Below are 15,736 nucleotides of genomic sequence, written 5' to 3'. Positions count from 1 at the left end.
CACCGTTGCAAAGGGGCCCACGGGCCCCGTTTTTCATGGGCAAGCCAACCCCTCACCCGGCGCATGCACCATTTCGGGAAACCCAGCATGCTGGCGTGCACCACTTCGGTGAACAATGGGGCACAGCAAAGCACCCGCGTACACAAACCGGGCATCGTTTTTGCTGACTGCAGGTGTATGGCCCCTGGATGGGGCCCATGCCTTCCCTCACCGCATTTCCCCTCGCCCGACAGGAGCCCCCGATGAAAAAGAGACTGTTCATGCAAACCGCTGCCGCCCTGGCCCTGATCGGCAGCACCTCACTGGCCCAGGCGCAGGCCACCACGCCCATCAAGTTCCAGCTCGACTGGCGCTTTGAAGGCCCCGCCGCGCTGTTCCTGCAGCCCGTGGCCAAGGGTTACTTCAAGGCCGCAGGCCTGGATGTGGCCGTGGATGCTGGCAACGGCTCGGGTGGTGCAGTGCAGCGCGTGGCCTCGGGCACGTACGACATGGGCTTTGCCGACCTGGCCGCCGTGATGGAGTTCCACGCCAACAACCCCGACGCGCAGAACAAGCCCGTGGCGGTGATGATGGTCTACAACAACACGCCCGCATCGGTCATGGCGCTGAAAAAGAGCGGCATCACCAAGCCCGCCGACCTGGCCGGCAAGAAGCTGGGCGCCCCCGTGTTCGACGCAGGCCGCCGCGCGTTCCCCATCTTCCAGAAGGCCAACGGCATTGGCGCTGTGACCTGGACGGCCATGGACCCGCCCCTGCGCGAAACCATGCTGGTGCGCGGCGATGTGGACGCCATCACCGGCTTCACCTTCACCTCGCTCCTGAACCTGGAAGCCCGTGGCGCCAAGGCCGCCGACGTGGTGGTGCTGCCCTATGCCGATTTCGGCGTGAAGCTCTATGGCAACGTGATCATCGCGTCTCCGAAGCTCATCAAGGAGAACCCGGCCGCCATCAAAGCGTTCCTGTCGGCCTTTGCCAAGGGTGCCAAGGAAGTGATCGCCAACCCCGCAGCCGCTATCGAGCATGTGAAGGCGCGCGACGGCATCGTGAACGTGCCGCTCGAAACCCGCCGCCTGCAACTGGCCATTGACACTGTCATCAACAGCCCCGACGCCCGCGCCGAAGGTTTTGGCCAAGCCAAGCCCGGCCGCCTGTCGCTGATGGCATCGCAGGTGTCGGACGCGTTCAACACCAAGACCCGCGTGAACGCCGACGATGTGTGGAACCCCAGCTTCCTGCCCAGCACGGCGGAGTTGAACATCCTGCCGAAGAAGTGACACCCCCTGAGTCGCTTCGCGCCTTCCCCCTCTCTCGACTCGCTGCGCGAGTCGGGAGGGGGACGCCCCCGGTGCGGCGGGGCGGCCCTTGCACGGGGGCGCTGGCCTGGGCCGCGCCCAGCATCAACCTCGGTGCACAAACACTACTCACTACGGACCTCTGATGCAGGCTGCTGATTCCTACTTTGTGGACTTCCGCGATGTCTGGCTCGCGTACAACGACGAGCTGCGCGCCAAGAACCAGTTTGCGGTGGAGGCCATCGACCTGCAGGTACGCCAGGGCGAATTCATCGCCATCGTGGGCCCCTCGGGCTGTGGCAAGTCCACCTTCATGAAGCTGGCCACGGGGCTGAAGATGCCATCGATGGGCAAGATTCTCATCGACGGCCAGCCGGTGACGGGGCCGCTCAAGGTCTCGGGCATGGCGTTTCAGGCGCCCTCGCTGCTGCCCTGGCGCACCACGGTGGACAACGTGCTGCTGCCGCTCGAAATCGTCGAGCCCTACCGCAGCAACTTCAAGCAAAAACGCAAGGAATACGAAGAACGCGCCCGCAAGCTGCTGCAGAAGGTGGGCCTCGCGGGCTATGAGGACAAGTTTCCCTGGCAGCTGTCGGGCGGCATGCAGCAGCGCGCCAGCATCTGCCGCGCGCTGATCCACGAGCCCAAGATGCTGCTGCTGGACGAGCCGTTTGGGGCGCTGGATGCCTTCACGCGCGAGGAGCTGTGGTGCATCCTGCGCGACCTGTGGACCGAGCAGAAATTCAACGTGATCCTGGTCACGCACGACCTGCGCGAATCGGTCTTCCTGGCCGACACGGTGTATGTGATGAGCAAGAGCCCGGGCCGGTTTGTGGTGCGCAAGGAGATCGAGCGGCCCCGCCCGCGCGACCTGGAGGTGACCTACACCAAGGAATTCACCGACATCGTGCATGAACTGCGCGGCCACATCGGTGCCCTGCGAAAAGCAGGCGCGCCCATCCAGCAGTAACCCGAAGACCTTCCCACCATGCACAAGAAAACCGTAGAGCGCTGGTCCCCCTGGCTGCTGCTGACCGCCACCATCCTGCTGTGGCAAATCACCTGTTCGGCCTTCAGCGTCCCCGAATTTCTCTTCCCCAGCCCCTGGGTCATTGCCACGCAGCTGGTCGAGTTCAGCGGCGTGATCGCCGCCCACGCTTGGCGCACCTACTGGGTCACGATGGCGGGCTTTGGCATTGCCATTGTTGTGGGCGTGCTGCTGGGTTTTGTGATCGGCAGTTCTCGCCTGGCCTATGCCGCCGTGTACCCGCTGATGACAGCCTTCAACGCACTGCCCAAGGCGGCCTTCGTGCCCATCCTGGTGGTGTGGTTTGGCATTGGCGTGGGGCCTGCCATCCTCACGGCATTTCTCATCAGCTTCTTCCCCATCATGGTCAACATCGCCACCGGCCTGGCCACCCTGGAGCCCGAGCTGGAAGACGTGCTGCGCGTGCTCGGCGCCAAGCGCTGGGATGTGCTGACCAAGGTGGGCCTGCCGCGATCCATGCCGTACTTCTACGGCTCGCTCAAGGTCGCCATCACGCTCGCGTTTGTGGGCACCACGGTGTCGGAGATGACCGCCGCCAACGAAGGCATCGGCTACCTGCTCATCAGCGCGGGCTCGTCCATGCAGATGGGCCTGGCCTTTGCGGGCCTGATGGTGGTGGGTGCGATGGCCATGGTGATGTACGAGTTGTTCAGCTGGATCGAAAAGCGCACCACAGGGTGGGCACACCGGGGTTCGCAAGGCGAGTAGGTAGGGTACATCCCCCTGAGTCGCCTTCGGCGCCTTCCCCGTTCTCTCGAATCGCTGGCGCGATTCGGGAAGGGGGACACCGCCAGCGCGGCGGGGCGGCCCTTGCGCGGCGGTTCTCGACCAGGCCGCGCCGGTTTCGACGATTGCGCTCCTTGCCAGTGCAAAGGATGCGCCGGCACTTCCTCTTCAGAAGCAAAGGCCGTATTTCCCGCGCTGCCAAAACGCCGCCGATATACTGCCCGCCCGTTGACCGCAGGACTCCCGGCATGCACCTGACCGCCCTTTTCCACCCCATCGCGGCGTTTGCAGCGCCCCCCGTCATCCGGATCGCCATCGTCACGGCGGCGACCCTCTGGCTGGCGGCATGCGGCAGCACCAGCACCGCCCCCGCGCGCGCCGACGATTCCCCCAGCGCGCCGCTGGCGACATCTACCCCCGCCCCCATCCGCATCGGCATCGCGCTGGGCGGCGGCGCCGCCAAGGGGTTTGCGCACATCGGCGTGATCAAGATGTTGGAAGCCAACGGCTTCGCGCCCGCTGTGGTCTCTGGCACCAGCGCAGGCAGCGTGGTCGGTGCGCTGTATGCCAGCGGCATGAATGCGTTCGAAATGCAGGAAAAGGCTGTGGCGCTGGACGAAGCCAAGATCCGCGACCCGCAGCTGTCGTCCGGCGGCCTGGTGCTGGGCCAGAAGCTCGAAGACTATGTGAACGAGCAGGTGCGCCGCAAGCCGCTGGAGCAGATGGCCAAACCGTTTGTGGTGGTGGCAACGCGCCTCGAAGATGGCGAGCGCACGGTGTTTGCACGCGGCAACACGGGGCAGGCGGTACGTGCATCGAGCAGCGTTCCCGGCGTGTTCCAGCCCGTCACCATCGGCAAATACCATTTTGTGGACGGCGGCATCGTGAGCCCGGTGCCGGTGGACGCCGCGCGCCAGCTGGGCGCCGACATCGTGATCGCGGTGGACATCTCCAACAAGGCCCGGGGCCAGACGCCGGGCAACATGCTGGGCGCGCTCAACCAGTCCATTGCCATCATGGGCCAGAAGCTGGGCCAGGCAGAACTGGCGCGGGCCGACGTAATCGTGCGCCCGCAGGTGCTGGACATCGGCGCCGCCGACTTCAGCCAGCGCGCCAACGCCATCGTGGAAGGCGAGAAGGCCGCGCTGGCCGTGATGCCGCAAATCCGCGAGCGTGTGGCCCAGCTCCAGGCCGAGCGCAGCAAGGCGGCGGTGCAGGCCCAGCAGAAGGCGACCGAGGTGCAGCACCAGGCCTGCCTGGACAACCGCAGCCGGCTGCAGAAGCTGGCGGGCCTGGCCAAACTGGACGACTCCTGCCCGGCGCCCAAGTAGCGCGGCAAACAAACGATTCCGGCGCAGTGCCCTTCGGGTAAAGTCACCTGCGCCCCGGCCTGCCCACACATCCCGGCACCGACTTCACGCCCCACTGCCCGCCCCGCCCATGTCTTCGCCGTTCTCCGCCGTCAAACCCAGCGCCAAGCTCTCCGACCAGGTGGCCAGCGCGCTGGAGGCCGAGATCCGCGCGGGCCGCATCCAGGCGTCCGACAAGCTGCCCACCGAGGCGGTGCTGGCGCAGCAGTTTCAGGTCAGCCGCACGGTGGTGCGCGAGGCCATCTCGCGCCTCAAGTCGCTGGGGCTCGTGGACTCGCGGCAGGGTAGCGGCGTGTATGTGCTCGCGCCGGGCATCGAGCCGCTGCAGTTCGATGTGCCCCTTGCCGCATCGCGCGAGGCGGTGATGCAGATCGTGGAAGTGCGCCGTGCGCTGGAGGCCGAGGTGGCCGAGCTGGCAGCCCTGCGTCGCACCGATGAAGACATTGCCGCCATCCGCGCCGCCATGCAGCACATTGCCGACGCCGTGCGCGCAGGCCGCGACGGGGTAGAGGAAGACGTGCTGTTCCACCGCGCCATCGCCCAGGCGGCAGGCAACCCGTTCATGATCAGCACGCTGGACTATCTGGCGCAGTTTCTCAAGGGCGCCACCCGCGTGACCCGCGCCAACGAGGCGCGGCGCGCCGACTTTGCCGATGCGGTGACCCACGAGCACACCCACATCGTGCGCGCCATCGAGGCGGGCGACCCGGTGGCTGCACGTGCCGCCGCGGCGCAGCACATGAAGAATGCACTGGCCCGCATTGAGCAGGCGGACCTGTCGTTCTGGGCCCAGGACGGCGCGCGACTGGCCCAGCCGCTGGTGGCGGCATCCGCGCCAATGGTGTTCTGAGCTGCATCGCTGAGATGCCTGCGCAACGGGCTTGAACGCGTCTGCGTTAGCGGCGTAACTCGCAGCCGTGTGAGGCTTGTGGCGTGGCGGCGGCGGGGCTTGCGCCCCGGCCACATTGTTGATTTGCTACTTATTTAGTAGCTACTCAGGCATATTGCACTATCGCTTGAGCACTAAAACGCCTCAAAAGTGCGTCACCCGCCCTCTCCACGCACGGGCACACGCGGGTTAACCCGTAGGAATGCAGATCGCAATAATTTGTATGATAACCATATAAACATATCAAACCGGGTGCGCCCAGCCTTCCTCACCAGGCCGTTTTCATCGGCCTCCATCTGGGCCTGCCCCCCTTCCATCCCGGAGATACCCCGTTCATGTCCACCCTCGCACTTCTCGGCATCGGCGCCGGCAGCATTGCCCTGCTCCTGTTGCTCATCATCCGCTGGCAGGTCCACGCCTTCGTGGCGATGATGCTGGTGAGCTTTCTGGTGGCTTTTGCCACGGGCATGCCCATTGGCGACATCATCAGCACGCTGATTGCAGGCATGGGCGGCACGCTGGGGTCGGTGGCCATCCTGGTGGCGCTGGGCTCCATGCTGGGGCGCATGATCGAGGTCTCAGGCGGCGCCGCCAGCCTAGCCAACCGCTTCACGCAGCTGCTGGGCCCCACACGGGTGCCCATGGCGCTCACGGCCGCCGCGCTGGTGCTGGCCATCCCGGTGTTTTTTGATGTGGGCTTCATCATCCTGGTGCCCATCGTCTACGGCTTTTGCAAGGCGGCGGGCGTGAACCCCATCAAGTTCGGCCTGCCCGTAGCGGGCATCATGCTGGCTGCGCACGTGGTGGTGCCACCGCACCCCGGCATCGTGGGCGGTGCGGCCATCGTCAAGGGCGACATTGGCTGGATCACCATCATTGGCCTGGCCATCTGCATCCCTCTGGCGGCGCTGTCGCAGGTCGTGGCGGGCTGGCTCAATCGCAAGGGCTACCCCATGCTGCCCACGACGGCCGAGCAGTTTGCAGCCTTTGGCAACAGCGAAGACAGCAAGACCAGCAAAGCAAGCGCTGCTCCAAGCGTCGGCACCATCATGGCGCTGATCCTCATCCCCCTGGCCCTCATCATGGCGGGCACCACCGGCGCCACGCTGCTGCCCAAGGGCGACAACCTGCGCAACGTGCTGGGCTTCATCGGCTCGCCCATCTTTGCGCTGATGGTGGCCGTGGGCCTGGCGATGTTTCTGCTGGGCCGCAACCAGGGCTGGAACCGCGAGCGCACCAACGCCATCATGGAATCCGCCCTGCCCCCCGCCGCCACCGTGATTCTGGTGACGGGTGCAGGCGGGGTGTTTGCCAAGGTGCTCACGGCCAGCGGCATTGGCGCTGCGCTGTCGCAAAGCCTCACCGCTACCCATCTGCCGCTCATCCTGCTGGCATTCATCATCTCTCTGGCCCTGCGCGCTGCCCAGGGTTCGGCCACCGTGGCCATCATCACCACCTGCGGCCTGCTGGCCGATGCCATTGCAGGTGGCGGGTATTCCCCCTTGCAAGTGGCGCTGCTCACGGTTGCCATCGGCTTTGGCAGCCTTGGGCTGTCGCACGTCAACGATTCGGGCTTCTGGATCGTGACCCGCTACCTGGGCCTGAGCGTGGGCGATGGCCTGCGCACCTGGACCGTACTGACCACTGTGCTGGGCCTGGCGGGTTTTGCACTCACGGCTTTGCTTTGGGTGCTGGTGGCCTGAACGCCCCCTTTTTGAATTTCTTTGAAGGACTGACAACATGACAAAACCCACCGTCGGCATCATCGGCCTGGGCGCCATGGGCGCTGGCATTGCCAAGACCCTGCGCAACAACGGTTTCACCATCCACGTGTGTGACGTGCGCCCCGGCGTGGCCGATGCCTTTGTGGCGGACGGCGGCACCGCCCACGCCAACACCGCTGCGCTGGCAGCGGTGAGTGATGTGGTGGTGTCGGTGGTGGTCAACGCGGCACAGACCGAGAGCGTGCTGTTTGGCGACGACGGCCAAAGCGGTGCAGCCAGCACCATGCGCCCCGGCAGCACCTTTGTGATGTGCTCCACCGTGGACCCCAACTGGTCGGTGGCGATGGAAGCCCGCCTCAACGCCCTGGGCCTGCACTATGTGGACGCGCCCATCTCCGGCGGCGCAGCCAAGGCCGCATCGGGCCAGATGACCATGATGACCTCGGCCAAGCCCGAGGCCTATGCCGCGGCGGGCGCTGTGCTCGACGGCATGGCCGGCAAGGTGTACCGCCTGGGCGACAAGGCGGGTGCGGGCAGCAAGGTCAAGATCATCAACCAGCTGCTGGCCGGTGTGCACATTGCCGTAGCCGCCGAAGCCATGGCCCTGGGCCTGCGCGAAGGCGTGGAGGCCAGCGCCTTGTATGAAGTGATCACGAACAGCGCGGGCAACAGCTGGATGTTTGAAAACCGCATGGCCCATGTGCTGGCGGGCGACTACACGCCGCTGTCGGCCGTCGATATCTTCGTGAAGGACCTAGGCCTGGTGCTGGACACCGCACGCGCCAGCAAATTCCCCCTGCCGCTGGCCGCCACGGCGCACCAGATGTTCATGCAAGCCTCCACCGCAGGCTTTGCCAAGGAAGATGACAGCGCAGTGATCAAGATCTTCCCTGGCATCACGTTGCCCGAAGGAAAGGAGAAGGCATGACACGCGCGTTGCTGGGCTGCATTGCCGACGACTTCACGGGCGCGACCGACCTGGCCAACAACCTCGTGCGCGCAGGCATGCGCGTGGTGCAGGCCATGGGCGTGCCCACCGCACCGCTCGACGCCGAGGCAGACGCCATTGTGGTCGCGCTCAAGTCGCGCACCATTCCCAAAGACGAGGCCATCGCCCAGTCCCTGGCCGCGCTGCAATGGCTGAAAGCGCAAGGCGCCGAGCAGATCTACTTCAAATACTGCTCCACCTTTGACAGCACGGCCGAAGGCAACATCGGCCCCGTGACCGATGCGCTGATGCAGGCCCTGGGCACCGACTTCACCATCGCCACGCCCGCGTTCCCCGACAACAAGCGCACCGTGTTCAAGGGCTACCTGTTTGTGGGCGATGTGCTGCTGAACGAGAGCGGCATGCAGAACCACCCGCTCACGCCCATGACCGACCCCAACCTGGTGCGCGTGCTGCAGGCACAAACACCCAGCCGCGTGGGCCTGATCGACCACAGCGTGGTCGCACAGGGCGAGGCCGCCATCCGCGCGCGCACCGATCAACTCAAGGCCGAGGGCGTGCGCATGGCCGTGGTCGATGCGGTGTCCAACGCCGACCTGCTGCGCCTGGGCCCTGCCCTCAAGGGCATGCCGCTGGTCACCGCAGGCTCGGGCGTGGCGATTGGCCTGCCGGGCAACTTTGGCGTGGTCCCCAGCAACGAGGCCGCCCGCCTGCCCGCCGCGCAAGGGCTGCAGGCCATCGTGTCGGGCAGTTGCTCCGTGGCGACCAACCAGCAGGTGATGGATTTCATCAAGGCAGGCAAGCCCGCCCTGGCCATCGACCCGCTGCGCATTGCTGCGGGCGTGGACGTGGCCGCCGAAGCGCTGGCATGGGCTGAAGGCCACATGAGCCAAGGCCCGGTGCTGGTGTATTCCACCGCCGAGCCCTCGGCCGTGCGCACCATTCAGGGCAAGCTGGGTTCCGAGAAAGCCGGTGCCATGGTGGAAGAAACCATTGCCGCCATTGCACGCGGCCTGGTGCAGCGCGGTGTGCGCCAACTCATCGTGGCGGGAGGCGAAACCTCGGGCGCCTGCGTGCAGGCCCTCGGCATCACGCAAATGCGCATTGGCGCGCAGATTGACCCCGGCGTACCGTGGTGCCACGCCGTGGCCCCCGACGCCAAGGACGGGCTGCACATCACGCTGAAGTCGGGCAATTTTGGTAGCACCGACTTTTTCACCAAGGCTTTTGCACAATTGCAGGCATGACCTCTACCCCTGCCTTCATGGATGAGCGCCAGGCCCGCGACGAAATCTGCCGCGTGGGCCGCAGCCTGTTTGAGCGGGGCTATGTGCATGCCACCGCAGGCAATATCAGCGTGCGCTTGGCCGATGGCTACCTCATCACCCCCACCGATGCCTGCCTGGGCACACTGCAGCCCGAGCGGCTGGCGCGCCTGGACGCACAGGGCCAGCAGATGGCGGGCGACCGGGCCAGCAAAACCATTGCGCTGCACCGGCAGATTTACGAGGCATCGGCATCGACAGCCGCACCTGCACGCTGCGTGATCCACACCCACAGCACGCATCTGGTGGCCTGCTCGCTGCAAGCCGACACCGCCGCAGACGGCCAGTTGGCGTCCGATGCGCAATTGCTGCCCCCCATCACGCCCTACTTCGTCATGAAGGTAGGCCGCGTGCCGCACATCCCGTACCACCGCCCGGGTGACGCCGCAGCGGCTGCACTGGTGGCGCAGACCATCACCCGCTATGCCGCCCAGGGCAGCCCCGTGCATGCTGTGATGCTGGCGCGCCTGGGGCCCAATGTGTGGCACGACACGCCCGCCGCCGCCATGGCCGTGCTGGAAGAGCTGGAAGAAACCGCACGCCTGTGGCTGCTGTGCCAGCCCCGCCCCACACCGCTGACCGAGCCCCAGATCGAGGAGCTGCGCCAGAGCTTTGGTGCCCACTGGTAACGGGCGGGCTGCGCACAAGGCGCGGGGACGAAAGAACACACACAAGGAGACAAACCATGACCCTTTCTTTCTGGCGCAAAGCCTTTGCCCCCGTGCTGCTGGGCGTGCTGACCACCGGTGGCGCATCGGCTGCGGACTACCCCGCCCCCAAGCACGGCGAATGGGTGGTCAAGGACTTCCGCTTCCACACCGGCCAGACCCTGCCCGAACTCAAGCTGGCCTACTCCACCGTGGGCGAGCCCACCGGAGAGCCCGTGCTGGTGCTGCATGGCACCAATGGCTCGGCAGAGAGCATGCTCACACCCGGCTTTGCAGGCACGCTGTTTGGCCCCGGGCAGCCGCTGGATGCACGCAAGCACTTCATCATCCTGCCGGACGCCATCGGCACCGGCCGCTCCAGCAAGCCATCGGACGGCCTGCGCGCCGCCTTTCCGGCCTACAACTACGACGACATGGTGCAGGCCCAGTACCGCCTGCTGACCGAGCACCTGGGAGTGCGCCATGTGCGCGCCATCATTGGCAACTCCATGGGCGGCATGCACACCTGGGTGTGGGCCCAGCGCCATCCCGACTTCATGGACATTGCCGTGCCCATGGCCTCGCTGCCCACCGCCATGTCGGGCCGCAACTGGATGATGCGCCGCCTGCTGATCGATGCCATCCGCAACGACCCCGAATGGCAAGGCGGCAACTACACCCGCCAGCCCCGCAGTCTGCAGTTTGCGTCGGTGTTTTTTGGCACGGGCACCAACGGTGGCAATCAAGGCTTGCAAAAGCTGGCCCCCAACCGCGCTGCGGCCGATGCCCTGGTGGAGCAACGCCTCAAAGCGCCTTTCCGTGGCGATGCCAACGACCACATCTACCAGTGGGAAGCATCGCGCGACTACGACCCCGAGCCCGGGCTGGAACGCATCACCGCGCGCGTACTGGCCATCAACTCGGCAGACGATGAGCGCAACCCACCCGAGCTGGGTGTGCTGGACAAAGCCATCGCCCGCATCCCGCACGCCCAGGCCTACCTGATCCCTGCCAGCGCTGACACCCTCGGCCACGGCACGGTGGGCCTGGCGCGCTTGTACCAAGACCGGCTGGCCCAGGTGCTCACCAGCGCACCGCGCCGCTGACCCGTTTTTTTCAGAAAGCCTTTTCTCATGCCCCGCTTTGCCGCCAACCTGTCCATGCTCTACAACGACGTGGACTTTCTCGATCGCTTTGCCGCCGCTGCCCGCGATGGTTTCAAGGCGGTGGAGTACCTCTTTCCCTACGCCTACCCGGCGCAAGAACTGGCCACGCGGCTGCAAGCCAACGGCCTGCAGCAGGTGTTGTTCAACGCCCCCCCTGGCAACTGGGACGCGGGCGAACGCGGGCTTACCTGCCTGCCGGGGCGTGAGGCCGAGTTCCGCGACGGCATTACCAAAGCGGTTGAATACGCCCAGGCCCTGCAATGCCCCCGCATCCACGTGATGGCCGGGCTGGTGCCCCAGGGTGCAGATGCGGCCAACGTGCACGCCACCTACATCGCCAACGTGCGCTACGCGGCCGAACAGGCCGCGCCCCATGGCATCCAGATCCTGCTGGAGCCCATCAACGGCCGCGACATGCCCGGCTTCTTCCTGAGCCGCCAGGACCAGGCCCATGCGCTGATCGCCGAGATCGGTGCCCCCAACGTCAAGGTGCAGATGGACCTGTACCACTGCCAGATCGTGGAAGGCGACCTGGCCATGAAGGTGCGCCAGTACCTGCCCACCGGCAACGTCGGCCACTTCCAGATTGCCGGTGTGCCCGAGCGCCACGAGCCTGATGTGGGCGAAATCAACTACACCTACCTGTTCAAGCTGCTGGACAGCCTGGGCTATGACGGCTGGATCGGCTGCGAATACCGCCCCGCGCGCGGCGCAGCAGCCCACGCCACCAGCGACGGACTGGGCTGGCTCCAGCCCTGGCTGTAAGCCGCACGGCCACCGGCGGCCTACGCGCCATCAGTACGCCTTGAAGTTGGCCGCCACCCGCTGGTTCAGGTAGTCACCCGCAGCAATCGCCGGGTACTTCTTGCCCGGCCCTTCGATGATGGCGTCGCGGTTGGCCTGGGCAAAGAAGGCGATGCTGTAGCGCGGGCCCATGTACTCGCCCGGCAGCGGGTTCTTCACACGATGGAAGTTGCTGGGCAGCTGGTCGTCACTCCAGCGCATCAGCATGTCGCCGATATTGCAGGTGATGGCCTGCTCGTCGGGCTCTACCGAGGTCCAGGCCTGGGTGTCCATCTCCTTGCCCGGGCACACCTGCAGGCCGCCCTGGCCCTGGCGCTGAAAGAGCAGGGTCAGGCAATCAAAGTCGGTATGCGCCCCGGCGCGCCACAGGCCCAGGCTGGCTTGTTGCTCGGGCGGAGTCGCAAAGTAGTGCAGCAGGCGCAAGGTGCTTTGGTAGCTGGCCGGTGCAGGGTCGTGCGCACGGGCAAAGAAGGCCTCGTCAAACCCCAGCTTCCACGCAAAGCAAGACAGCACCTGCATGGCCACCTGCCAGCACTGGCCCTCAAAGGCGAGCATGGTGGCCTGAAAGCCCGCCAGCTCCTCGTCGGTGGGCCACAGGCCTGCCATGTGCGGGCGGGTGATCTGGTACGACTCCTTCTGGTCCGGTGTGCCGGTGGAGGGGCGGACCTGCGCGCGGCTCTCCCAGCCCACATTGAGCGCCTTCTTGAGCGGGTACTGCGCCTTCACGGCATCCGGCAGCGCAAAGAAGCGCTCGGTCATCGCGAAGGCGTTGTGCACCTCGGCCAGGTCAATGCCGTGGTTCACGATCTGGAAAAAGCCGACATCGACGGCGGCGTCCCACAGCTGGTCGGCAATCTCGGTCTTGCGCTGAGCAAACTGGCTGAGGTCGATGCGGCGGATCTCGCGGCTCGCGGTTTCCGAGCCCATCGCGCCCATGCGCGTTTCTCTTTGCAGCTCGGCGAGGTCGTAGGTGGCAGTGGTGGTCATGCAGTTCTCCTGAAGACAAGTGGAAGGAAGAAAGGCCCTCCCGCTGGGTGCTTCAAGAGCGTTTGGCACCGCCTGCTGCGGCCGTCCGTTCAACCCTTGAAGCCACGGTGTGCAAGCGCACACCGCTGTGCGCACAGCGGGCTTCAAGAGCAATTTCCGACTGGCATCGCCTCGTGCAGGATTGCACAGGGGCTACGCAGTGAACGCTTCTACTCTTGCCAATGGCGATGCAAGAAGAATGCCCACAGCGCCTTGCATGTGTGCCAGCAAGCAGTCAAAGCGCTTGTGCACAGCGCGTCAAAAGCCATGCATACATGTCACTGATTGTGATTGGCATGCCAAATGCATAGCGCCCTGCACCACAACGGCGGGCGTGCAGACAGTCCGGCGTTGCACAACGACAGCAACCCACCCACCATCGACGGAGACACCCCATGCACGCGCTCATGTCTGCACGCCCTGCCAGTTTTGACGACCCCACGCCCATCAACGACACCGACGGCACCTACCTGCGCCAGGCCATCGTCTGGTCCTGCACGGCACGCGCGCGCGGCAATCGTCCATTTGGCGCCGTGGTGGTGGGCGCAGGCGGCGAACTGCTTGCCGAGGCTTACTGCAACACCACTGAAACTGGCGACTGCACAGGCCATGCCGAAACCAACGCCGTGCGCCAGCTCAGCCCTCGCGTGGGCCGCGATGCACTGGCCAAGGCCACGCTGTACTCGTCGGCCGAGCCCTGCGTGATGTGCGCAGGCGCAATTTTCTGGTCTGGCATCGGTCGCGTGGTGTTTGGCATTGACGCCGTTCGCCTGCGGGTTTATCGCGGCGAGCGAGCGGAACAACGCGATGCAGAGCTGTCCTGTCGCGATGTGTTCGCAGCATCGCCCCATTCCATCGAGTGCATTGGCCCCGCGCTGATCGAGGAGGCCAGCGTTCCCCACATCGGCTTCTGGAAAGCGTGAAGCGAGCAGTAGCGCGCAAAATCGCTATCTTCTACCTGTTGTCCCTGTGCAAGCCGCGCATCCCGCACCCCGCCCGTCCATGACTGAAACCGAAACCGATGTCGCCTCAGGCGCACTCCTGGGCCGCGCCAAACAAGGGCGCGAGCGCATCCTCACCGCCATCCGCGAGGCGGCCATTGCCGAGTTCAGCCGCCATGGTTTCAAGGGGGCATCCACCAAGGCCATTGCCGAGCGTGCGGGCCTCACCAAGCCGCAGCTGCACTACTACATCAGCAGCAAGGAAGAACTCTATGAAGAGCTGCTGTACTCGGTGCTCAACGGCTGGTCGGGCGCCTTCATTTTCGACAGCAACAGCGACGACCCCAAGAAGGTGTTGAGCAGCTACGTGCGCAAGAAGCTCGACTACGCGCTGGACAACCCAGGCCTGTCGCGCATCTTCACCACCGAGGTGCTTGGAGGTGGGCGCAATCTGGGCAAATACTGGCCGGTGGCCGTCAAGTCCACCCAGCAGAAGGTGGACCTGATCAACCGCTGGATTACCGAGGGCCGCATGCGCGCCGTGAATCCCACGCTGCTGCTCATGCAGATCTGGGGCATGACGCAGCACTACGCCGACTACGGCGTGCAGGTGCACATCATGCTGGGCCTGGCGCCCGACGAGCCCATCGACCGCGAGCCCATCGTGCGTGAACTCACCAGCTTTGTGCTGCTGGGCTGCGGCCTCGCACCAGACTAAGGCCCCCGCCCCATTCTGGGCATCCCTCGGGTGCCCGAGGGACGAGTCCCGGGAAATTTGCACCAGCGCGCGGCGTCAAAAGCCGCTTTCAGGCCGCGTTGATCCACCACAAAGACGTTTGACCGCTTTTTGTGGCTGGCACAGCCTTTGCAATAGTTTGACCAATCGATCAAATCACATGGTCAAACAATGCAGACAGCCCCTGACACCGCCCGCACAGAACACACGTTCGAGCTGATCCTGCAGCGCAGCCATATGCGCTTGCCCGTTGCCTCCGGCGAGAGCATGGCCGACGTGCTGCAGCTCGCTGGCGTGCCGCTCGAAACCCTGTGCGAGCAGGGCGTGTGCGGCACCTGCGTGACCCGCTGGCTGGACGGCGAGCCCGACCACCGCGACAGCTGCCTGAGCACTGCAGAGCATGCCACCCACGTCGCCGTGTGCTGCGCACGCAGCCACAGCGCCACGCTGACGCTGGACCTCTAGGCCCATCCCCCACAACCCGAAGGACCCCCGCCATGCGCATCCTCGTGATCTATTGCCACCCGGTAGAGACCAGCTACAACGCAGCCCTGCACACCGAGGTGGTGCAGCAGCTGCGCGGCGCGGGCCATGAGGTGGACGACTGCGACCTGTACGCCGAGGGCTTCAACCCCGTGATGACACGCGAAGAGCGCCTGGGCTACCACGAGGTGCCCAGCAACCAGTTGCCTGTGCAGGGCTATGTGGACCGCCTGCTCTGGGCCGAAGCCGTGGTCTTCTGCTTTCCCACCTGGTGCTTTGGCATGCCGGCGATGCTCAAGGGATTTTTCGACCGCGTGCTCATGCCCGGCGTGGCCTTTGACATCAGCGACCCGCACAACGTCAAACCCTCGCTCACGCACATCAAGCGCATCTCGGCCGTGGTCACTTACGGGCGCCCCCGCTGGACGGCCCTGTTCATGGGCGACCCGCCGCGCAAGTCCATCACCCGCTACATGCGCCTGCTCACGGGCGGCAAGGCGCGGGTGAACTACCACGCCTACTACCACATGAACGTGGCCACACCGCCCCGGCTGGCGGCCTTCAAGGCCCGCGTGGGCCAGGCGATGGCGCGCTTTGCATAAGACAACGT

General features: G+C 65.5%; 16 protein-coding genes. 15 read left to right on the top strand and 1 reads right to left on the bottom strand.

Features of this window, described 5'->3' with window-relative positions; genetic code table 11:
• Positions 1-242 precede the first annotated feature (242 nt).
• From C8C93_RS01020 to otnI, 11 genes are all read left to right on the top strand, one after another.
• The gene (locus C8C93_RS01020; RefSeq protein ID WP_121505615.1) at positions 243-1,274 is read left to right on the top strand and encodes an ABC transporter substrate-binding protein; all 1,032 of its coding nucleotides are present in this window, start codon (positions 243-245) and stop codon (positions 1,272-1,274) included.
• A gap of 163 nt (positions 1,275-1,437) precedes the next feature.
• The gene (locus C8C93_RS01015) at positions 1,438-2,262 is read left to right on the top strand and encodes an ABC transporter ATP-binding protein (protein WP_121505614.1); all 825 of its coding nucleotides are present in this window, start codon (positions 1,438-1,440) and stop codon (positions 2,260-2,262) included.
• Between the two features lie 18 nt (positions 2,263-2,280).
• Positions 2,281-3,048: an ABC transporter permease gene (locus tag C8C93_RS01010; protein WP_121505613.1), complete on the top strand. Its 768-nt coding sequence runs from the start codon at positions 2,281-2,283 to the stop codon at positions 3,046-3,048.
• Between the two features lie 266 nt (positions 3,049-3,314).
• Positions 3,315-4,397: a patatin-like phospholipase family protein gene (locus C8C93_RS01005; RefSeq protein ID WP_233559221.1), complete on the top strand. Its 1,083-nt coding sequence runs from the start codon at positions 3,315-3,317 to the stop codon at positions 4,395-4,397.
• 109 nt (positions 4,398-4,506) lie between these two features.
• Entirely contained in the window at positions 4,507-5,286 is a 780-nt protein-coding gene (locus C8C93_RS01000; RefSeq protein ID WP_121505612.1) for a FadR/GntR family transcriptional regulator, read from the top strand.
• A gap of 374 nt (positions 5,287-5,660) precedes the next feature.
• Complete coding sequence (locus C8C93_RS00995) at positions 5,661-7,028, top strand: GntP family transporter (protein WP_121505611.1); 1,368 nt, start codon at positions 5,661-5,663, stop codon at positions 7,026-7,028.
• Between the two features lie 37 nt (positions 7,029-7,065).
• Positions 7,066-7,977 carry an L-threonate dehydrogenase gene (ltnD, locus tag C8C93_RS00990; protein WP_121505610.1) on the top strand — a complete coding sequence of 304 codons (912 nt, stop codon included), beginning with the start codon at positions 7,066-7,068 and terminating at the stop codon, positions 7,975-7,977.
• Positions 7,974-9,245 carry a 3-oxo-tetronate kinase gene (gene otnK / locus C8C93_RS00985; RefSeq protein ID WP_121505609.1) on the top strand — a complete coding sequence of 424 codons (1,272 nt, stop codon included), beginning with the start codon at positions 7,974-7,976 and terminating at the stop codon, positions 9,243-9,245. The genes ltnD and otnK overlap by 4 nt, the downstream gene beginning before the upstream one ends.
• A gap of 17 nt (positions 9,246-9,262) precedes the next feature.
• Positions 9,263-9,952 (top strand): aldolase, encoded by a 690-nt coding sequence (locus C8C93_RS00980; RefSeq protein ID WP_121508611.1) that lies wholly within the window; start codon positions 9,263-9,265, stop codon positions 9,950-9,952.
• A gap of 56 nt (positions 9,953-10,008) precedes the next feature.
• Positions 10,009-11,076: an alpha/beta fold hydrolase gene (locus C8C93_RS00975; protein WP_121505608.1), complete on the top strand. Its 1,068-nt coding sequence runs from the start codon at positions 10,009-10,011 to the stop codon at positions 11,074-11,076.
• Positions 11,077-11,103: 27 nt separating this feature from the next.
• Positions 11,104-11,901, top strand: a complete 798-nt coding sequence (otnI, locus tag C8C93_RS00970) for a 2-oxo-tetronate isomerase (RefSeq protein WP_121505607.1) — start codon at positions 11,104-11,106, stop codon at positions 11,899-11,901.
• A 30-nt stretch (positions 11,902-11,931) separates the two neighbouring features.
• Here otnI and C8C93_RS00965 read toward each other — a convergent pair whose 3' ends face one another.
• Complete coding sequence (locus tag C8C93_RS00965) at positions 11,932-12,927, bottom strand: isopenicillin N synthase family oxygenase (RefSeq protein ID WP_121505606.1); 996 nt, start codon at positions 12,925-12,927, stop codon at positions 11,932-11,934.
• Between the two features lie 434 nt (positions 12,928-13,361).
• Here C8C93_RS00965 and C8C93_RS00960 point away from each other — a divergent pair, with 434 nt between their 5' ends.
• From C8C93_RS00960 to C8C93_RS00945, 4 genes are all read left to right on the top strand, one after another.
• Complete coding sequence (locus C8C93_RS00960) at positions 13,362-13,889, top strand: nucleoside deaminase (protein WP_121505605.1); 528 nt, start codon at positions 13,362-13,364, stop codon at positions 13,887-13,889.
• A gap of 79 nt (positions 13,890-13,968) precedes the next feature.
• On the top strand, positions 13,969-14,625 hold the full coding sequence (locus tag C8C93_RS00955) for a TetR/AcrR family transcriptional regulator (RefSeq protein WP_121505604.1): 657 nt from the start codon (positions 13,969-13,971) through the stop codon (positions 14,623-14,625).
• A gap of 189 nt (positions 14,626-14,814) precedes the next feature.
• A complete protein-coding gene (locus tag C8C93_RS00950; protein WP_121505603.1) occupies positions 14,815-15,108 on the top strand; it encodes a 2Fe-2S iron-sulfur cluster binding domain-containing protein in 294 nt (97 codons plus the stop codon).
• A 32-nt stretch (positions 15,109-15,140) separates the two neighbouring features.
• Positions 15,141-15,728, top strand: coding sequence for an NAD(P)H-dependent oxidoreductase (locus C8C93_RS00945; protein WP_055394835.1), 588 nt, complete (start codon positions 15,141-15,143; stop codon positions 15,726-15,728).
• The last annotated feature ends 8 nt before the right edge of the window (positions 15,729-15,736 follow it).

Origin of the sequence: Acidovorax sp. 93 (assembly GCF_003633835.1) — a bacterium.
GTDB lineage: Bacteria > Pseudomonadota > Gammaproteobacteria > Burkholderiales > Burkholderiaceae_C > Acidovorax > Acidovorax facilis.
The sequence above is the reverse complement of the archived record's forward strand: the minus strand, read 5'-3'. Positions and strand labels throughout refer to the sequence as shown.